General features: G+C 50.6%; 20 protein-coding genes and 1 other annotated feature. Of the genes, 10 read left to right on the forward strand and 10 right to left on the reverse strand.

Features of this window, described 5'->3' with window-relative positions; translation table 11 throughout:
- Nucleotides 1-23: 23 nt before the first annotated feature.
- Together BSZ31_RS13815 and BSZ31_RS13820 are read left to right on the forward strand one after the other, a co-directional pair.
- Nucleotides 24-1,091, forward strand: a complete 1,068-nt coding sequence (locus BSZ31_RS13815) for a hypothetical protein (RefSeq protein WP_146106706.1) — start codon at nucleotides 24-26, stop codon at nucleotides 1,089-1,091.
- Entirely contained in the window at nucleotides 1,088-2,170 is a 1,083-nt protein-coding gene (locus BSZ31_RS13820) for a prolyl oligopeptidase family serine peptidase (protein ID WP_105029230.1), read from the forward strand. The genes BSZ31_RS13815 and BSZ31_RS13820 overlap by 4 nt, the downstream gene beginning before the upstream one ends.
- Nucleotides 2,171-2,174: 4 nt before the next feature.
- Here BSZ31_RS13820 and BSZ31_RS13825 read toward each other — a convergent pair whose 3' ends face one another.
- Nucleotides 2,175-3,212, reverse strand: a complete 1,038-nt coding sequence (locus tag BSZ31_RS13825) for a hypothetical protein (protein ID WP_105029231.1) — start codon at nucleotides 3,210-3,212, stop codon at nucleotides 2,175-2,177.
- 57 nt (nucleotides 3,213-3,269) lie between these two features.
- Between BSZ31_RS13825 and BSZ31_RS13830 the strand changes: the two genes are divergently transcribed.
- The gene (locus BSZ31_RS13830) at nucleotides 3,270-3,965 is read left to right on the forward strand and encodes a hypothetical protein (RefSeq protein ID WP_105029232.1); all 696 of its coding nucleotides are present in this window, start codon (nucleotides 3,270-3,272) and stop codon (nucleotides 3,963-3,965) included.
- Between the two features lie 12 nt (nucleotides 3,966-3,977).
- Here BSZ31_RS13830 and BSZ31_RS13835 read toward each other — a convergent pair whose 3' ends face one another.
- From BSZ31_RS13835 to BSZ31_RS13845, 3 genes are all read right to left on the reverse strand, one after another.
- A complete protein-coding gene (locus tag BSZ31_RS13835) occupies nucleotides 3,978-6,059 on the reverse strand; it encodes a TonB-dependent receptor (protein ID WP_168426995.1) in 2,082 nt (693 codons plus the stop codon).
- 129 nt (nucleotides 6,060-6,188) lie between these two features.
- Entirely contained in the window at nucleotides 6,189-6,380 is a 192-nt protein-coding gene (locus tag BSZ31_RS13840) for a hypothetical protein (protein ID WP_105029234.1), read from the reverse strand.
- Between the two features lie 21 nt (nucleotides 6,381-6,401).
- Nucleotides 6,402-8,006, reverse strand: a complete 1,605-nt coding sequence (locus tag BSZ31_RS13845) for a DUF4331 domain-containing protein (RefSeq protein WP_105029235.1) — start codon at nucleotides 8,004-8,006, stop codon at nucleotides 6,402-6,404.
- Nucleotides 8,007-8,168: 162 nt separating this feature from the next.
- Between BSZ31_RS13845 and BSZ31_RS13850 the strand changes: the two genes are divergently transcribed.
- Nucleotides 8,169-8,861, forward strand: coding sequence for a queuosine precursor transporter (locus BSZ31_RS13850; protein ID WP_105029236.1), 693 nt, complete (start codon nucleotides 8,169-8,171; stop codon nucleotides 8,859-8,861).
- On the opposite strand, the gene BSZ31_RS13855 is transcribed toward BSZ31_RS13850, so the two are convergent.
- The 3 genes from BSZ31_RS13855 to BSZ31_RS13865 form a co-directional block, all read right to left on the reverse strand.
- Nucleotides 8,845-9,375, reverse strand: coding sequence for an NlpC/P60 family protein (locus tag BSZ31_RS13855; RefSeq protein ID WP_105029237.1), 531 nt, complete (start codon nucleotides 9,373-9,375; stop codon nucleotides 8,845-8,847). The genes BSZ31_RS13850 and BSZ31_RS13855 overlap by 17 nt on opposite strands.
- Before the next feature lie 167 nt (nucleotides 9,376-9,542).
- Nucleotides 9,543-10,886, reverse strand: coding sequence for a sodium:alanine symporter family protein (locus BSZ31_RS13860; RefSeq protein ID WP_105029238.1), 1,344 nt, complete (start codon nucleotides 10,884-10,886; stop codon nucleotides 9,543-9,545).
- A gap of 353 nt (nucleotides 10,887-11,239) precedes the next feature.
- Nucleotides 11,240-12,136, reverse strand: a complete 897-nt coding sequence (locus BSZ31_RS13865) for a tetratricopeptide repeat protein (protein WP_105029239.1) — start codon at nucleotides 12,134-12,136, stop codon at nucleotides 11,240-11,242.
- A 47-nt stretch (nucleotides 12,137-12,183) separates the two neighbouring features.
- Between BSZ31_RS13865 and BSZ31_RS13870 the strand changes: the two genes are divergently transcribed.
- A complete protein-coding gene (locus tag BSZ31_RS13870; RefSeq protein WP_105029240.1) occupies nucleotides 12,184-12,867 on the forward strand; it encodes a hypothetical protein in 684 nt (227 codons plus the stop codon).
- 3 nt (nucleotides 12,868-12,870) lie between these two features.
- On the opposite strand, the gene BSZ31_RS13875 is transcribed toward BSZ31_RS13870, so the two are convergent.
- Genes BSZ31_RS13875 through BSZ31_RS13885 form a run of 3 tightly spaced genes read right to left on the reverse strand, consistent with a single transcriptional unit; the run spans nucleotide 12,871 to nucleotide 15,424 of the window.
- Nucleotides 12,871-13,713, reverse strand: a complete 843-nt coding sequence (locus tag BSZ31_RS13875; RefSeq protein ID WP_105029241.1) for an alpha/beta fold hydrolase — start codon at nucleotides 13,711-13,713, stop codon at nucleotides 12,871-12,873.
- Nucleotides 13,714-13,736: 23 nt separating this feature from the next.
- Entirely contained in the window at nucleotides 13,737-14,516 is a 780-nt protein-coding gene (locus BSZ31_RS13880; RefSeq protein ID WP_105029242.1) for an SDR family oxidoreductase, read from the reverse strand.
- Nucleotides 14,513-15,424 carry an alpha/beta hydrolase gene (locus BSZ31_RS13885; protein WP_105029243.1) on the reverse strand — a complete coding sequence of 304 codons (912 nt, stop codon included), beginning with the start codon at nucleotides 15,422-15,424 and terminating at the stop codon, nucleotides 14,513-14,515. Before BSZ31_RS13885 ends, BSZ31_RS13880 begins: the two co-directional genes overlap by 4 nt.
- Nucleotides 15,425-15,620: 196 nt before the next feature.
- Between BSZ31_RS13885 and BSZ31_RS13890 the strand changes: the two genes are divergently transcribed.
- The 5 genes from BSZ31_RS13890 to BSZ31_RS13910 all read left to right on the forward strand — a co-directional run bounded on the left by BSZ31_RS13890 (nucleotide 15,621) and on the right by BSZ31_RS13910 (nucleotide 19,470).
- Complete coding sequence (locus tag BSZ31_RS13890; RefSeq protein WP_105029244.1) at nucleotides 15,621-16,388, forward strand: PaaX family transcriptional regulator C-terminal domain-containing protein; 768 nt, start codon at nucleotides 15,621-15,623, stop codon at nucleotides 16,386-16,388.
- Nucleotides 16,389-16,498: 110 nt separating this feature from the next.
- A complete protein-coding gene (locus tag BSZ31_RS17640) occupies nucleotides 16,499-16,696 on the forward strand; it encodes a metal-dependent hydrolase (protein ID WP_105029245.1) in 198 nt (65 codons plus the stop codon).
- A gap of 13 nt (nucleotides 16,697-16,709) precedes the next feature.
- Entirely contained in the window at nucleotides 16,710-17,327 is a 618-nt protein-coding gene (locus BSZ31_RS13900; protein ID WP_146106708.1) for a metal-dependent hydrolase, read from the forward strand.
- Nucleotides 17,328-17,529: 202 nt separating this feature from the next.
- The gene (locus BSZ31_RS13905; RefSeq protein WP_105029247.1) at nucleotides 17,530-19,008 is read left to right on the forward strand and encodes an OmpP1/FadL family transporter; all 1,479 of its coding nucleotides are present in this window, start codon (nucleotides 17,530-17,532) and stop codon (nucleotides 19,006-19,008) included.
- 78 nt (nucleotides 19,009-19,086) lie between these two features.
- The gene (locus tag BSZ31_RS13910) at nucleotides 19,087-19,470 is read left to right on the forward strand and encodes a hypothetical protein (protein WP_146106709.1); all 384 of its coding nucleotides are present in this window, start codon (nucleotides 19,087-19,089) and stop codon (nucleotides 19,468-19,470) included.
- Nucleotides 19,129-19,245: a sequence feature (AL1L pseudoknot), on the forward strand. (Overlaps the previous gene by 117 nt.)
- Nucleotides 19,471-19,480: the final 10 nt, after the last annotated feature.

Here is a 19,480-nt window from a genome sequence, read left to right on the forward strand (position 1 = left end):
TCAATCACTCATGGACTTTTATTGTGCCTTGTACAACTCAAAGAAAATTGATCGCATTAAGCTTTAGCGCACTGCTGGTTGCCTGCGGTAGCGAAGACTCGGCACTTTCCAACAACCCGGGAACAAACACACCTGTCAACCCGCAAGAAACAGCGCAGTGCAACGAGCAATCATGGTTTGCAGGCGTTACCGAGATTTGCAACGGGGTGTTGGTTTACCGTGACTATGTGTACGACGATTACGGCGCGGACACAGGCCTGCTGTCACCCAGCCCTGCCTTGCTGAACCTGGCAAGCCGTGGCGGGCAGTTGGGCAACCCTTTGGCCAACACGCCCGGATTGCTATCGCCCACGGCGGGCGATTCACGCTATCCGGCAGGCGCAGAAAGTACTGCCGACCTGGTTGAGCTCCGCCTGAGCAAACAAGGCAACACCTACACAGCCACATTCGAACTCAATGCCCTTTATGACGCGGGACAAACCATCGCAGCCATTGCGATTGACACAGACAACAACCCAGACACGGGTTCAGAGACGCTGTTGGGCTTGACGGTACAAGGCGCCGATACAGTGGTTCAATTCAACAACGGCAATGTCGACACAAACATCATTTCCGGCACATTCTCCTCACCCACCAGCAACACATTCAAAATATGGGCGGTGACCGCTCAAAGCAGTGGCGAAGTCATGAATGTGGCCTTCCGTGGCCCCAATGAAGAAGCAGGTGCAGAAGGTACTGTTCCCTCGCAAGCACTACCTGGCAAGGGCAACTGGTGGGAAGACAAACAAGCTGCAGCGCTGGGTGCGGGCGATATCAGCCAGTTCTTCGCAATCGTTGACATCCGGAAGATGAATTCCGGCACCACGGAAACTGCAAAGGTTGATGCTGGTTTCAAACAACGGGTTTACACCTCGAAATACACTGCCCCCAACTCGACTGGTGAAGGCATGGTACTTCAGGCCGAAGCGAGCAGCCCTGAAAACGACAGCATGTTTTGCGGCCAGTACTTCCACTTTGTGGGCAAGTATCAACCTATGGCGTTTACATTCCAGAAAATGGTAATTTTGACGACCAACGCAGCTTGCAAATGATACTGCATGGTTGTGAAGCCAACCACGCAAGTCAGATCAACCAGCCTGGCATGCAGGCGCAGTTTGGTGACGCGCTGGACCGTGTGTTGATTTCGCCCCTTGGGCGTGGCCCTTATGGCTTTTATTCCGGTTTGTCTGAACGTGATGTGCTCGATGTACTGGACGATGCACTGAATACCTTCAACATTGATGAAGACCGGATACTGGTGGGCGGTTACTCCATGGGTGGATATGGCTCCACTCGCCTGGCTGCACTGTACCCAGACCGCTTTGCTGGCTTAAGCAACTGGGTGGGCTTTACCGGCAGCATTTTAAACACCCCGCTGATTGGCGATGTGCTGATTCAAGGTGAACAAGCCCTGACCAGCGCCCTGCCCTTTGCCTTGCCAGTGAGCAGCACCTTTGGCGGCATAGGCAACATCAGCAATTACCTGGGCAATTTGCGCCACATTCCCGGTACGCATTCATACGGCGCACTCGATGAACTGGTTCAAGTGAATACCGGCCTGGACTGGGCATTGAAACTGAGCCAAACCGACGGCGTGCTGTACGAGTTTTATATGCACCTGGTGGCCGAGCACCTCACCTTGATCGCGCTGGATGAATGGACCAAGGAAGCCGAGTTCACCCGCAACCTGAAACGGGTCAAAAACCCAGGTCGAATCACCTTCAAAACCAATGAAGCATTCGCATATCCTGAATATGACATCAAGCATGACAAAGCCTATTGGTTAAGCAACATCAAAGGCCGCTCGGAAGGCGACGTTGCCATGGATATTGAAAGCTTTGCTTGCCCACGCAGTACCAACAACTTTGAAAACGGGCAAACAGCAGGCAATGGCCCAGTGCCATTTATTCAAACCTTCCGCAGGCTGATGGGTGAACCTGTTCAGGCCGCCAGCGAGAACCGTTTCACGGCAACGCTGAGCAACGTGGCGTCAATGCGAATTGACACCACGGCAAGCTGCCTGCAAAACGGTGCCGCATACACGGTGGTGTCAGACGGCCCCGTGGTGCTGAACTTCAGCAATGGCAAGGTATTGAACCTGCCGGCAGGCACAAGCACTGGAAACCTTTGAACAATCACCTGGCAAGAAGGTCTTGCACCTTCTTGCTGCTGTAGAAACGTTGAAGGTTGCGGCGCAGGAAACTTTCTGCAAGGCCTTCCTTGATCAAAAGGGCAGCCAAGTCAGGAATGTAATTGTCCAGCTCATCAGTAATCATCTCGTGGCTGATACCAATGTCATCCAGCAGGTCTTGCAAAGACTGTTCACCGTACTTTTCAAAGAAAAAGTCCACACCCAAATCAATGCATGATTTCAAATACTCGGTGTTGCGGAATTCAAGCCAGAATTCATAACCCAGCACCATGAATTCTTGCAGGTCTTGCTCAGTCAGGTAATCGCGATAGGCTGTCAGCGGCCATTCGCGCACCACATCCCAAAAGGCCAAGGCACTGTTCATGGCAGTTTCGCGATATTGCTCGTTGTCCAGCGTTTCATCCACCATCTCAAGCGAACCCTTCACACCACTTTCCATCAGGTTACGCACCCGATCTTCAAGCCCTTCTGACAAATCGGGGGCCTTGGTACTCAACCACTCACGCACCTTGCGCGTGCTGCTGGCCACAGTGGAAAATTTCATCAGGTTGTTTTGCTCAAAAACATAGCCTTTGAGCACGGTAAAAATTACATCCGACAAAAAATGTCGAAACGGTGTGCTGTTTCGAATATTGGTTACTGCGTGGTCAAGCACACCATTTTGCTCAAAAATTTTCTCAATGAATTCTGTCGCGATTGAATCGGATACCACCTCACCAATTTTCGTGGTTCGGCTGGCTGGGAATTCAAAAATGCGATTGGCAATTTCACCAAACAGTTCGGGAATGGCACCACCAATTTCCATTTCCACTGCATAACGCCGGGCTGTGGCCTTTACTTTGCTTTCATCCACGGCATCGCACAACCGAATGTGCTCAAGCCTGGCAAGCACATGGTTCAACTCATCGGCCAGCAAAGCTTGAAACTTTTTGCCTTTCAGGTTTTGTAACCAGAAAGTCACCTCGGCCTCTAGCAATTGCGACGCCAAATCTTTGGGCTGGTCAGCGCTGGTTTTCGCCATGTTCGTTCCGATGTGTAGTAGTGTTGAGTGATTCTAACCTGCTGTATCGAGGTTCCCGTGTTAAAAAAACTGATTGTTTTGCTGTTTGTTAGTGCAAGTGCTCCAGCCATGGCCCACCTCACCTGGATTGACGTTGGTGAACAAAGCCTCGGATTGTCAACTGGACACAATTTCCCAGCCAAGGAGATTACAGTCAAGGGTGAATATGTAGACTCTGTAAGATGTGTTGATGGCAAAGGCGAGGTGTTTGGCTTGCCATTCAATGACAACAGTATTCGCTACATGTACAAAGAGCGCCCCGCCAACTGCCTCGCCATTCTGAAAACCAGCCAGATCGAGCTTTCACCTCGGCAGGGCGCGCAACATTTTGATGAGAACAAAGTGGACAAAGCCTTGGTGAACAAGGTGTTGAAAAGCGACAAATTCAACGAAGAATATTTTAAAGCTGCACAAATCAAACCCATTGAAAAAGACAGTGATTTGTACAACCCGGAACTTGCCCAATTCATAACGCTGCCGGGCGACGCTTCCACAATTTATGTTTACAAGAACGGCAAGCCCTTGGTGCAGCTTCCCGTCGGCCTGGAGTATCCCGAAACGCCAGTAACCCTGTGGTCGAGAACCGATGCAAGCGGCAAAGTCACTTTGCTGTTACAACCCAAAAGCAAAGCGCTGCTTCGAGCCTTGATCACCGAAGAAAAAGGCAGTGCTTACAAAAGCCAGTTTTTGTCGGTCATCCTTGAGCCTCGTTGAAACGAAACGCACTCAGAACTGTAAATTGGCTGTTAGCCGAACATGCCGTGGCAGGGATGGATGAAAAGTTTTTCCAAACGCCGGGCTCCCTGCGAGAAAATAATCCTGCGCATACTGGATATCGCTATTGTCCCGGTCGAACAAATTGAATATGGACAAATTCAAACTGAGATCTTTGTTCACCTTGAAGTTGAAGAACAGATCCGAATTGATCACTGAGTCCGATTCAATGCTCCGGTCTTCCACCAAAGGCGCGCTGCCCACATATTTCAACTTGTAACCCACTTTGAAATTACCCCAGGTTTGACCCAACGACACCGCCGCAGACTCCTCTATCGCGTTGGGAATACCATTGTCTTGCACACCGACAAAACGAGCATCCACAAGAGTCACGAAGCCATCAATTTCAAAGCCGGTTTTGTTGAAATAACTTGCAATCAATTCAAGCCCGTTCCGCTTGGTCGCCCCCCTGGGTTCGGTGGTACCCGCATCACCGACAAAAACCAGTTCAGAATCACTCTCTAACTGGAACAAGGTCGCGGAGGCACTCAAATTTCTTGAGGTATTGGTAGTTTTCACACCCACCTCTGAGCCACGGGTATTGACGATATAGTCCACAGGGTTTGCTGTGAACAAACCGCGGGGATCATTGCTGTGAAAACCCCGACCAATGGACAAAAACAACTCGGTGTCATGTTCAAATGGAGTAATGCTTGCGCTGAACTTTGGGCTGAATTGCTGATCATTTCGAGAACCACTTCGCGTCACATTGGGTGTTGTCAGGTCTTCATCGTCATCAAACTGACCGTTTAAATCAACATCGAACTGGTCATATCGCAAGCCGCCAGTCAGTTTGAGCCAAGACACTGGAAGCAGTTGCTGCGAGACAAAAATACCCAAATTACTTTGCTCAAAAGAATCTTCGCTTCGAGTGGCCAATCGCTCTCGGGCAATTGTGTCGTAGAGCCCCGCCGGGTTCACATCATCTACCCGATAGTCAAACCCGACCGCCAATTGGGAACGCATGAACGACAAATTTTCAAACAGGGTGTGTGTCACTCCACCACCAAAGGTCACCCTGCTGTCGAACTGGTTAAACTGGTCAGAAATCACTCCCGGGCGGCCAAGCGCCGTGTTGTCCCTAAGCCCATAAGTGAAATCGCTGAAAAGATTCAGTTTGTAATCCGCCAGGTAAGCCCGTAGCTGCGTGATCGATTGATCCCAAGCCAGGGTGAAATTGCCTGAAACAGCATGCCGTTGCGTGAATCCACCCGCGGTTGGATCAAGGCTTCCAAATCGACCCACCAAACCCTGATTAACCGCATCAACTGGAATGTGATCGGTCGACGTCCATTGTGATTCATAGCCTGAGTATTGCAGCTCGAAGCGTTTGCTTGAATCAATTCGATGACTTAATTTCAACAGCGCATTGTATTTGTATTGATTCTCTGCGACCTCCCAGGGACCATCGTTGTCAGTCAACTCAAAGGCATACAGTAGTTTGGTTTGATCTTCATTGAAAGACACTGAATTGGCCAACAAACCACGCCGATAACCAAATTCACCCACCGACAATGAAGCCAATCCCCTTTTTAGCTCGCTCACATAATCGATGTTCAAAGATCCCGCAGAGCTGAAATCACCGTCTTGCGCAAAATAAGGGCCCTTGCGGTACTCCACGCGAGACAACAACTCGGGAATGATCATGTTTGAATCTGCGTACCCCTGCCCGTGCGCGTGACCCGGCAGGTTCAAGGGCGCACCCAAAAAGTTAATCGACAAGTCTGTGCCGTGATCAAGACTGAAGCCTCGCAAAAAGTATTGATTGGCTTTGCCACCACCAGAGTGCTGGGTCACATTCAAACCGGGTACAGCCTCCAGCACATCCGAGGATCTTGCCGGATTCTGGTTGGCCAATCGCCGTGCACCGAGTATGCCTTGGGAACTGGTGATTCCGCCCAAAGTATGAATAGCCTCGATACTTTCCGTCACCGACACTTCATCAAGCTCTTGGGAATCAAAATGAATGCCGTGGGCACTGGAAATACGCGGCATCAGGGCCAAACCACACAACCCAAAGACAATCAATTTCATGTAGAAATCCATCCAAAAAAAATCCCGCAGCCACACTTGCTACGGGATTCTTAAAATACTGTATCAAATTTTTGCTGTGTAATTAGTCTGGAAGATCGAAGGGCTCAGCTGTTTCGGAGGTTGCCAACATCAGGTTACTGACGTTTTCAGGTTCACCGGTTTCAGAAGTGCTGCGCACCAAGCACCCGCCTCAGATGCATTGATATTCCCGTCACCTGCTGCGCTACCCAGGTTAAAAGGTGAGCCATCACCTCCACAGGCCCCCAAGGTGAGCAACAAAGCCGCGCCTGTGGCCAATCCAAGTTTGCTTTTCAGTTTCATTTAAAGCTCCTTGATATGAAATTAATTCCTTGCACCTGGAATTGGCGTGTTCAAGAATGGAAAACGACTCAAAAACGTAACCTGTTCCTGAGCCACCGCATCATGAAGCGTTAATGATGTTTGTCCCAAGGGCACGCTGTTTGGGTTACAGGCCGAGGTAAGACTGGTTCCTGGCACCGTATTGAGACCAAGACCGTTGGTGGTACCATTTGCCACACACAAACCGCCCATCACTGCAACCAAAGAAATGTCGACCACGTCATCAATTGGTCTGCGACCATTTGGATAACCCGCACTATCGCCACCAACAACCCCCAGCGTGTTCTGGTTCGCAATCGGTGTTGGTGGTGTTGTCGTATTCAAACGCATCATTTCTGACAAGGTTACATTTGCCGGGCGATTGACACCGTCAATACCCGCCAAAAATACATTGAGCAGGTCGGTACGCGGAAAGTTGGTCGGAGCTGTATTTTGCAGCCCCGGTACAACCATGCTGATCAGCTGCGGCAAAGTGGGGTTAGACACATAGGTCAGGAACTGACCATCGCCGCTGGGCTTTGACGCATTGAAACGGTCCTTGTCTTTCAAGCCAATCACCACCTCATTCACCAAGGGCATGCCAAGGCGGGAAACCTGTACCCATGCACCACCCACTTTCTCGGCAGTTTGATGCCCTTGAGCAGGCACACCATCGCCAATTTGCACTTGACGCAAGCTGGCCGTGGTCCATCCACCAACTACCTTTTCAGTGCTGGGGGCCAAACAATCCTTGTGAATTTCCAGCGCAATGCTGGTGATGTTTTTGTCTTGAATTGAATTGACAGCGGCCGCATTTGCGTTTGCGCTGCTGCGATTCGAAATGGCACTGGCCGGGGCATTCACCAAATCAAAAATTGCGCCCAAATTCACTGCAAAACCTTCCTGCCGCTGGCCCACAAAGACACGTGCCTGGTTGGTGCCTGCTGCACAGCCAGGAATGGTCACATTGTGAATGTGTGCATCAGCATAGCTTTGATAAGCCGCCGCGTTGCCCAGGGTTTTTTCACCAATGTAATCCACCGGCTTTTCCAAGGTGGTGCTGCCACCACTGGTTTTGGCCGCCAAAGTACGGTTACCGTTGCGTCGCCCATCACGCACTACAGTCATGGTGTAGGTTTCATTCAGATTCAAATTGGGATCTGACAATGTAGACACAGTGCCCGCTTGAATCAATGGGATGCTGACTGAGGGCCTGTTAGTCCCGCTTCCAATCGGAAGCGCAATATCCTTGAGATTATTTTTGAAATTAAACTGAAATGTAATTTCTTCCTGCGCATCACCATCGTTGTCAATGTGAATTTCATACAAGGCATTGGGATCCATCGAGAAATAATTCGGACCACCGTAGCCGTCTTGAAGGGGCTGATAATTGGCAATCAAGGTGATGAAGTCTGACCGATTGGTCTCATAGCTGCGGAACATGTAAAAATCGGTTCCGTCTGCTTTCGGAGTGGTGGTGATTGAGGGCGCTTCACGGTGGCTAGAAGCCAAAGCCGCAACGCTGACAACAGCCAAAAGACTGCCCGCTAAAATATTGAATTTAAACTTGTTGTTCTTGGTTGTGCTTGTCTTCCTCTGTGCTTTCATTGTAACTCCCTGACTTCCAATTGTTGCTTCCAAAAACTACACTTACAAAACATCTTCTTTGAGTATAGGCTCCAATAACTATTAACACGATGACAATTGCTGCAATAATTACCACTCTATTAACCTACCCCTCTCTTTACTAACCAATTAACAGGGTTTTGGATGCGTCAGTACAAATATTATGAATTCGTCCTGGTTGCGTTTGTGGCCGTGCTGTTGTGTTCCAACCTGATCGGCCCCGCGAAAATTGCCGAACTGAATTTGCCATTGCTTGGTACTGTTACCTTTGCAGCAGGTGTGTTGTTTTTCCCCATTTCTTACATATTCAGCGACATCCTGACCGAGGTGTATGGTTACGGCCGCGACCGCAGGGCCGTGTGGGCAGGTTTTGGGGCTTTGGCCTTTGCATCCTTTATGGCATTCACGGTGGTGAATCTCCCCGCCGCATCCTTCTGGGTCGACAAACAGGCTGCAGTTGAAAGTGTGTTTGGCAACACCTGGCGCATAGTGCTGGCCTCGCTAATTGCCTTTTGGAGTGGCAGCTTTATCAACAGCTTTGTGCTGGCCAAAATGAAAATATGGACCCAGGGCAAATGGTTGTGGACCCGAACCATTGGCTCCACTGTGGTGGGTGAGTTCGTGGACTCTGGCTTGTTTTACACCATCGCGTTTTGGGGGATTATGACCACCGATCAAATCATCACCGTGGCATTGACGCAGTACGTGCTAAAGACCAGTTGGGAAATACTGGCCACGCCGCTCACCTACTGGGTAGTAGCGCGTTTGAAACGCGCAGAAAGCGAAGATTATTACGACAGAGACACCAACTTCACGCCATTCAGTTTGAAGGTGTAATGCCCGCCAAACCCACGCGGCGGGCCGTAATGAAGTGACGTTGCCAGTAAGGGCTCAGCAACTTGGCAATTTCAACGCCCGCCCGCGTAGATACGTGCATGAACTGATTGTTACCCACATACACACCTACATGTCGACGTGTGGGGCCTGTGCGAAAAAACAGAAGGTCACCAGAACGCAAATCAGAGAGATCAACCCGCTCGCCCATGGTCATTTGCTCTCGTGAACTGCGTGGTAAGCGCAGCTGGAATTTGTCTTGAAACAAGGTTTGAATAAAACTGGAACAGTCCACGCCGTTGGTACCGGTGCCGCCCAGTTTGTGGCGCGTTCCCGCCCAATTTGAATAATGAGCCAACAACGCGTTTTGAATTTCATTGCTGTACGACTGCTCCACCTCGGGCTTGTATAGCAAAGAGTCCAAAGAGGAATCTGCAAATACGAAACCGGGCCAGAACGCCATCAACAACACCAGAAAACTGCGTTTCATTTTGTTCAAGCGTGTATCACCGGCCATGAGTACATCCCAGAGTCATATTGTGAATAAGCACGTGCGTGTTGAAAGGGAACGTATCATAGCGACAAACTCTGGAACAATCGGTAAAACTTGGTGAGAAACTCGAAACTGGTTCAAGTCTGGCCGGCAAACCGCTGAGATTGCGGCTTGCCGACGCGAAGAAGAAATTACTTGTTGGCGAAATACTCATTGGTGAGCTTCACGATAACCGGTGAAAGCAACAGCAACGAAACCAGGTTGGGCAAGGCCATGAAGGCATTCAATGTATCGGCCACCAGCCAAACGAAGTCGAGTTGAGTGACAGCACCCACCATGACGAAACCTGTCCACAACACGCGGTAAGGCATGGTGATGGCAGTGCCTGCAATAAACTCCCAGCACTTTTCACCGAAATACGACCAACCCAGAATGGTGGTGAAAGCGAAGAAGGCCAGCGACAAGGCCAACACATATTCACCCACGCCTGGTAAACCTGTTGCATAAGCACTGGAACTCAGTGCGGCGCCGTTCAAGCCGCTGCTCCAGACACCAGTGACCACGATCACGAGGCCGGTCATGGTGCACACAATAATGGTGTCGATGAAGGTACCCATCATGCCCACCAAGCCCGATTCCACCGGGTTGCTGCTTTGGCCGGCTGCTTGTGCAATACCAGCCGTGCCCAAGCCAGCCTCATTGGAGAAAATACCGCGCGCAACACCATATCGAATGGCCAGCATGATTGCTGCACCGGCAAAACCACCAGTGGCAGCAACCGGGTTGAAGGCACTTTCGATGATGAGGGCAAAAGCAGCAGGTACTTGGTCGATGTACATTCCCAGAATAATGACCGAAGCAACGATGTAAGCCACGCACATGAACGGAACCACTTTTTGTGCCACTGCACCAATTCGCTTCACGCCGCCGATCAACACAAAACCCACCAGCACGGTCATCACGATGCCGGAAATCCATTTGTCGATGCCAAAGGTTACATTCAGCACATCTGCAACACTGTTGGACTGAACCATGTTCCCAATACCAAAACCGGCCAGACCACCGAACAGCGCAAACGCAATGCCCAACCACTTCCAGTTCTTACCCAAGCCATTTTTAATGGCATACATTGGGCCACCAACCTGCTGACCACGTGAATCGGTTTCTCGGTAATGCACCGCCAACAGCACCTCGGCATACTTGGTGGCCATACCCACCAGCGCAGTCATCCACATCCAGAACAAAGCACCCGGACCGCCCAAGGCAATGGCTGTAGCCACACCCGCAATATTGCCGGTACCCACAGTAGCGGCCAGTGCCGTCATCAGCGCGGCATAAGGGGTAATATCGCCCTTGGCACCAGCCTCGGGTGTTCTACTTTTCAACACCCATTTGAAACCCATGCCGATTTTGAAAATTGGCATCAATTTCAAACGAAGCTGCAAAAACAGACCGGTTCCCAGAATGGCAATCAGCATGGGAGGACCCCACACGATGCCATTAATTGCATTAACAAACTGCGTGAGTGCTTCCATGCATTGTTCTCCTTGTTGTGAAAAGCGATGCGCCCATTTGGTGCTGCAATGGCGAATGGTCAGTTTAGTATGCAAGCAATGTGCCTGAGAAACACTTTTTAACAAATCGAGAAACTTATTGACATAAAAAAACCCCGAACCAGGTCGGGGGTTTTCAGAAAAAGTATCGCAACTTACTGTTTCTTTTCAGGCTGCTTCTCGCCGGCTTTGGGTTGATCACCCAGAATCGACTTGGCAGGACAAATTTTAAATGCAGGACATTTTTGACAACCAACAGCAATCGCAATCGGGCAAACAGTCATGGCGGTACTCGTTTGTGGTTATGGGAAAGCTCCCGCACGCAGTATTGCAGATTAATGCAGCGTTCCGCTAGGAGATTTGTTCAGTTGATGATTCACAAAATTCTGGGCAGCCTTGCGTGCGAGATTTTCCTCTTCGGCAGACACATCATCAAGCAACAATTGAAGTTGGTCGGGTATGTCGGTTTCCGGAAAAAGCACCTGGTAAATATAAAGCCAACTTAAAGCCACACCGCGATCCTTCTGCACTTCCACCCCATCGAGATACAACAAAGACAAGCTCAACATGGACAAGGGCGAACCCAGCTTGGCCGCCTCAGTCAGATAAGCCATGGCCAACGCCGCATTCTTTGCAACGCCTTTGCCATGCAAGTAATACACACCCACATTGTGCATGGCCTGAGACAGGCCGCCCTGAGCGGCCTTGTCAAAATATTTGAAGGCTTGCGCAAAATCGGGCTTGTTCGCACGCTCAAGTTCAAGTGCCAAGTGGTAAGCGGAATTGGGGTCGCCCAAGTCAGCGGCTTGCCGCAGGTATTGCTGGGTTAGTTGCGCATCAGCATCCAGACACCCCTCAACCCCGCCCTTGTACATTTGCACCAAAGTCAGTACAGCCATCAACACATTGGCATGCGCGGCTTGTTGTAGCAGGTCCATGCCACGAGAAAAATCCTGACTACCCAGTTCACCTGACACCAGCAAACGCCCAAGAATTACCTTGGCGTCCACTTCCCCGGCCATCACGCCCTTTTCAAGCCATTCCAAAGCCAGCGTGCAATCATCGACGCTGCGATTTTCAGCATACAAGTAAGTAAAGGCGATCAGGTTGCAGTGTCCATCCCATTGATTGCTCAACGTATCCAGCAAACGCTGGCGGGCCTGCACCAACTTCTTCCCAACAAAAAGGGATTTGATTTCGTCGGTGAATTCAACGGGAGGCTGGGATTGCATGGCGTGTTAAACGTAAACTGTGTGAATCGAGATCTTACTGAAGAAACATGAACACACCCTACATTGCCGTTCAAATCAAAGAAGATGTTTACACCCAGATGAAAGCGCTGCACCAGCGTGCATCCAAACCCATCAGCGATGAAGACAAGGCGCTGGGCGCCGACCTGCTGGCGCAAACCTATGTGCAACTGCTCGACACCTGCTTTACTCACCTGCTCGATGAATTGAACAAAACCCAACCCGACAAAATGCTGCAAGACGCGTCGAAGGTGATACACAAGGTACAAAGCGAGGCACAACACTACATCGGCTGGCTTATCAAGTTTATTGCCAACAAACGTGTGCCACCCGTGATTCACCACTTTCACGACATGGTTCACATTTTGAACCTGACTGGCCAAGAGCACCCCTATATCGTAATTCCGGTCACTACAACGTATGCAGAAAACGCCAGCAACGTAATGAACGCCTTGGCTCAGCGTGACGATACACGCATTGAAGAAGGTGTTGAGCTGCTGATTGAAGCCATAGAGACAGCACTGGTGCCTTTGGTATACACACCCAAAGACCTGATGGGTTTCAATTTTGTGATCAGCAAAACAATCAATGGTGTTATCAATGTGCTACACACCTTGTTCAAGCACACGCTGCGCAAATTGCCGCCCCATCTTCGAGTAGAAAGCTACCCCGGTATCGCGGCACACTTTGAAACATTTTTGATCAGAAAGTGAGTGTCAAGCAGCTTGAATGAATCGCTGAAGCAACGGGAACACCTCGGTCTTCGCCGCTTCGCCGCGAATCATTTGACTGTGGGAAAAATCTTTGCTGAACCCTTGCTCGACTGTGCATTCATGCCAGGTTTTGGGACCCCCCAAAGCCTCATAAATTCGTCGACAGCCCTTGGGGGGCGCAACTTCGTCACGCCCGCCTGCAATCACCAATGCGGGTACATTGACGTTTGCCAATGCTGCCAGGTAATCGAAACCATCGGCACCTTTCCACCGGCCACTCAAGTTCCATTTGCACCACTGCAATAACAACAGAGTGGGCTCCCCCTCGGGCCCAATGGGCACCAGTTTTCGTGGTGTATGGCCCAACAGTCGGGTCAATGCACCCAAGGCAGCGACCCGCATTTTTTCCCTGAAATTGGGCGCTGCATCGGTGACTTGCGCACCAATCAGGCTCAGTGTCTTGATTTGTGAAATGCGCTCGGGCTGCCGGGCCAGCAACATCAAGGCCAGCAAACCACCGCCACTGTGAGAAGTCCAATGCAATTGCGAGTGGCCCGTGTGTTGGACAACAAAGTCGATCGCGGCGGGTAAATCATTCAAGGCAGGATACTCAAAATTCTGTGTGCGGTGCGCGGGTTTGGCTTGCCCGTGACCACCCCACTCCAATAGCCAGGTATCAAACCCCTGAGCTGCAAGAAAGGAACCCAAATGCTCAACCGCATATTGGTTGGACAAGGTGCCATGCGCCACCACCACAGGCAGACCCGTTGGGTTTACAGGCTTGTAGCGGTGCAAAGCCACCTGGCCTCCAGCCCGCATCGGAAGCAAATGCGTTTCCTGTTTCATGAATAAATTGCCCCGGCTTCCATTTATGCCACAGGCTTTGAAATAAACTTCACCACTTTGGTCGCCCAGCTACGTGGCGTGAAGCGGATGCTTTGTGCCATGGTCCAGTTCAGTGCACCGTGAATGTAAACACGCTGGTTTCGCTTCATTGCGGCGTAACCTTTGACGGCAACATCTTCTGAGCTTGGCATGCGCTTGCCTTGCACCAAGGCGGATTTCTGCATGTTCGCTTCGGCCTGAAATCCCGATGCAGTGGGGCCGGGGCACAAGGTACACACAGCAACGCCACTGTCGACCAGCTCCTCGGCAAGCGCTTCACTAAAGCTGAGCACATAGGCCTTGGTCGCATAGTAGGCCGCCATGTACGGGCCGGGTTGAAATGCTGCCGTAGAAGCCACATTGAGGATCTTTCCTCGTGTCTTCAGCAAATCGGGCATAAAGCCACTGCAAAGCACAGTGAGTGCTTCCATATTGAGGCGCAGCATACTGGTGGTGTCCTCGACTGGCGTGTCCTTGAACAAACCGTAAGTGCCCACGCCTGCGTTGTTAACCAGATAACTGAGCTCAATGCTGTGCGCCTTGACTTTGGCTACAAGCTCGCTGGCCGCGTTGGGCTTGGACAGGTCCGATCCAATCACAATGACATCCACTTTGTATTTGCCCATGTAGTCAGCGGCCAGCTCAGTGAGCTTGGCTTCATTGCGTGCGCTGAGCACCAGGGAAACTCCATCCTTCGCAAAACACTCTGCCAAATGCAAACCAATGCCAGACGATGCGCCTGTTACCAATGCCCATTGCTTCATTCCTGTTCCCCTCTTCGTACAAAATCGGCGATTGCCCACAAGGCCTTGTCGGCTTTTTCAACCAAGGCATTGAACATTTGAAAGTTGTGCCACATACCCTCGTGCACTGTGCAGCTTACTTGCACACCTGCAGCCTTGGCGCGTTGTTCGAGCAACAAGGCATCGTCCAGCAAAATTTCATCACTGCCCACCTGAATGAACAAGGGTGGCAAATCCTCAAGGTCAGCAAATACAGGCGACACTTTGGGGTCCGCAGGCAGCACGTCGCCGCAATAAGCAGTGACCCCGCGCTGTAATGGCACCACACTCAACATGGGATCGGCCTTGGCCTTGGCTTGAATGGAGGCGGCTGTCAATGTCATGTCGACAAAAGGAGAAATCATCACCAAACCTGCAGGCAGGGGAAGACCTTCGTTGCGCGCATAAATGGCCATGGACAAGATGTGAGCTGCGCCAGCAGAGTCTCCAACCAAAGTGATGTTTTTTGGATTGACATCGAGATCCAGTAAGGCCTGATAGGCAGCCATGCCATCTTCAAGCGCCGCCGGATAAGGATCCTGCGGTGCCAACCGGTAATCAACCAGGAACACCCGGGCATTGCAACGCACAGCAAGTTCACTGGCCAGGGGTAAATGCGTTTCAAGCGAACCGGCAAAAAACGCTCCGCCATGCATGTGCAATAACACCTGGTCGGTGTGCGAATCAGCTGGGCGAACGAGCGCACACATGCAGGTGCCCAATTCCAGGTATTCAACGCGGGCATCGGGTCGAACCTTGAACAGTGGTGCCCCAGCGTTCATGGTAGCCGCCAGCCAACTGAGCGGAATTGGAAGTTTACCGGGCGCTTTGAAAGTGCTGCGCAGCGTTGCACGAACAGCTTTCTCGGCCACAAACTGAATCGGGTTCATGGTTGCAGGGTCTCCGAATGTTACAGCGCAATGCAATTTACGCTGTTTTTGTTATTTTCTTCAATATATCGAATTTGCAGCAGGCAGCAGGGTGACCCCACCACCCTGCCCTGCAACAAGTTAGACTATTACCTCCAATTTATTAAAAACTCCCGTGAAAACAAACGCTTCCCCAAAACAATTAATTCTCGGCCTGATGTTAGCTGGCAAGGGTCGCCAAGTGAAGGCCGCTCACATTGTGCTGGCTTGCAGCCTGTTTGGCGTCTCAGAAAACAGTGCAAGGGTGGCAATGGCCCGCTTGGTTGCTGAAGGGCAATTGAAATCGGCAGGCCGGGGCGTTTACACCCTGGGTAGGCAGGCGGCCTTCACGGGTCAAGACATTCAAGGGTGGAGTAACAGGCTTACAGCGACCTGCGACTGGAATGGAAATTTTTACGCGGTATTTACAGCCCATCTTGGTCGCAGCAATCGCAAACAGTTGCAACTTCGCGAGAAGGCACTTGCACTGCAGGGCTTTCGGGAGTTTGAGCAAGGCCTTTTCTTGCGGCCGGCGAACCTGAATCTGGGCCTTGCTGGCCTGCAGGAAAAACTGCTGGCTCAGGGAGTCGAGAAAAACATTCTTGCTTTTGAAATGAAACCCGTCACCCCTTCTCAAATCGTCTCGATTCAAAAATTATGGGACATCCGAAAGCTCGAAAAACTGTATTTAAGTCACACCAAAAAGTTGAATGACTGGATGCAGGGCTATTCCCGCATGAAACTGGAGAAAGCGGCCCGAGACGCCTACCTGGTGGGTAGTCAAGCCATTTATGAAGTACGCCGCGATCCACTGTTACCTGCCGAGTGGATCAATGCTGCTGCACGGCAACAATTCTTTGAAAGCGTGCTGCGCTTTGACGAGACCGGCACGCGGGTGTGGCGTGAATTGCAACTGCGAATTTTGAAAGACGAAGAAGTGATCTAGTAAAGCACGTCATTACATCGCTTTACTTTTAATTCCACATCTGTAATATTACATCAACTACTGTCAACGTCATTGATGGTAATGATGTAAATGAGTCTGTGGAGGCTGTCATGCGCACACCCGTTTCAATTCACCAGAAAGGTTCCAGCTTTCCGGTTCGTCGAATGGATTTTGATTTTTCGAATATCAATCGCCATTTTGTCAACAATGACCCTGCCAGCAGCCACGTCTGGACAGCTTTTCAGGCCTACTTTCCCGAAGGCGAACAATTTTTTGTAGATTCTGTGCGAGATGCAAAAAATGGGTGAAAGATGAAGCCTATTGCGGGAAATCAGCGCATTTATTGGGCAGGAAGCCATGCATGGCAAAGAGCATCTTCTAGCCAATGCAGAATTGAAACGCCAGGGCATCAACGTGAATGTTTGGGATGCACGCACTCGCTGGGCGCGCAGGAAGCTGAACAAACTGCTGTCCGTCAAGGCACGCCTGGCGGGTACCGCAGCGGTTGAGCATTACACGGCCGTGATCGCTGAACACATCATGAAAAGTGAAGAATTTCACAACATGATTATCGACCCCACCATCAAGAATTTGATTTATTGGCATGCCATGGAAGAAAGCGAGCACAGAGCGGTGGCTTTCGATACGCATTTGGCCATTGGCGGCTCGTACTCACAACGCGCAATTGCAATGACAATCGTATCGATTGGCATTGGCCCCGTGGTACTGGCGGCCATGCTGAGCTGCATGAAACAGGACGGCGAGCTTTACAACATGAAATCCTGGTTGAAATTCACCGATCTGTATTTCGGCCGCAAAGGGGTTTTCCGCAAAATGATTCCCGATTTGTTGAAATTTTACAAACCGGGCTTTCACCCCATGCAGGCCAATATGGACGCGCCCATGAAGTTGTGGAAGGAACGACTTTCGCTGGTTTGATAAAAAAAAATTTGAACGATTGATTGAATCTGGGTTACATTTCCGTCAGTATCAATGTTAATCGTTGTAAACATAGGGTCTTTACTCAAGCATTATTCAGTGAGCAGACCCAGTAAAATTTTAAAAACAACCAGCACAAAACTCACGACACTCAAAGCCGGGCGCACTGCGACCCTGCAGGTCGGAGCGAGGAGACAGACCAATGGTGTTTTTGCAGCAAAGCTCCCTTCGGAGAGCCTGTGCCGTCGCGTTTTCAGTCACGGCATTTTCACTTAGCCAGCAGGCCTTTGCTGGTGGTACAGCCAACGATAATCAAAGCACGATGGGTATCGCCACGGCAGGCGCTGGGCAGGCCGCTGAGGCCTCGGATGCTTCAGTCATCTTTTTTAACCCCGCCGCTCTGACTCGATTCAAGCGCATCGAGGTGTTGAACGTGGCCAGCATTGCCACCTTCGACAACGATTACACCTCCACTCAAGACAACGATGGCCCCCCAACCGACGATGGACGCCAAGGCTCAAACGGTGAGTTCTTTTCCAGAAAAGACGGCTATGACTCAGCCCTGTTTATTCCGGGCTTGTTCGTGGCTATTCCGGTCAGTCCCAAGTTGGTGGTGGGTTTCAGCGCATCGGGTTCTCATGGTTTGTTGACCCGTTATCGCGAAGATTTCCCAGGCCGTGGTTCTGGTCGCGAGAGTGATTTGAAGATAACGCGCTTGAACCTGGGCTTTGGCTATAAACTGACACCAACCCTATCCATTGGTGCCAATGGTTCTTATGAGCGCTACTTTCAATCCATCAAACTGCGTTTGAATTTCCGCGATGCAGTAAGTAAACTAGGCCCCCCAGGCACTACTGCTCTTTTGGATAGCTTGAGTGCCCTAGGACAGGCTCCTCCCATTCCTGGTGAAACAGATGCCAAATTGCGAATTTTAGGATGGGCCTTAAATGCGCAAGCCGGCCTGCTGTGGGAGCCGACGGATCGCACTCGGATTGGTGCGTCGTACCGCCCCAAAACCCGCTTCAACGGCAATCAGGGCGAATTAACAGTTAACGAAAACGCTGACACTGCAGCTTTCCGTGAGTTTCTCAACGGTGGTTTGATTGCAATTGGTGGCCCTTTGCTGGGGGTGAATGGCCCACAAGCCGCCGCCGATCTAGCACCGCAACAGCAAGCACGCCAGAGGGTGATTTTCCCGGATGAGTTTAGAATTTCATTGTTTCACCATTACAGCCCAAAGCTGGACCTAATGGCCACTTACACCTATCAAGACTGGACCGAAACATTTTTGCGTTATGAACGGGTTAGTAATGGCCGTGTCATTGAGGACCTACCGCAAGATTTCAAAGTGGCGCATGCTTACAGGATTGGTCTGAATTACAAAGCATATAAGCGTCTGACCTTGCATGCCGGCTACGGCATGGAGAACGGTATAGTGGGTGACGACTTAAGAGTTCCCATTTTACCTGATAATGACCGCCGTTTCTATGGCCTGGGGGCTAGTTTCACGCCTAGTCGGGATACAACCATCTCTCTGGCGTTTGGCATTATTGACATTGATGCGGGTCAAGTTGGGAATAACAATAAGGTGACTCCAGTAGAAGTGTCCGGTGGCGAATTTAAGGGCATTGCAGACTTGGATGCAGAGTTTTTCTCTCTGGGTCTTACACAACGTTTTTAGGTGTTGATAAAAACACCATTGTGGCAGTAACTTGAAATGGTCGCTTTATGCGACCTTTTTTTTCTCTGGATAAACGCAATGAAACGGAATGAAACGGATGTGAGAGTTGCTGCTGGCCAGTACCTTTTTCGCCTAGGCGGAATTCGACCGCCTCAAAAAGAAATGAGGCGCTTCATCGACGAACATCACCAAACCTTAGGGGTTGAGTCAATCTGCAAGACCTTCCAGACTGCCCCTTCTGGTTATTGGAAACACCTAGCCTGCCAACGCCACCTTGGCTTTGAACTCGGCTTTGAACACGCACCGGCATTGAACCATCAGTGGGCAGCAAGAGCGACAGCCATGACAATGCACTTGCATAGACCATCAATGATTTTTATAAAGCCGAAGTCATTCACCGCAGAAGCAACGATTAATTATTATCAACAAATCGGTCAGCAGGCCAAACAAACCTGCACTTGAGCAAATTGGC

The organism is Limnobacter sp. SAORIC-690 (assembly GCF_002954425.1).
In the GTDB taxonomy this organism is placed as follows: domain Bacteria; phylum Pseudomonadota; class Gammaproteobacteria; order Burkholderiales; family Burkholderiaceae_B; genus Limnobacter; species Limnobacter profundi.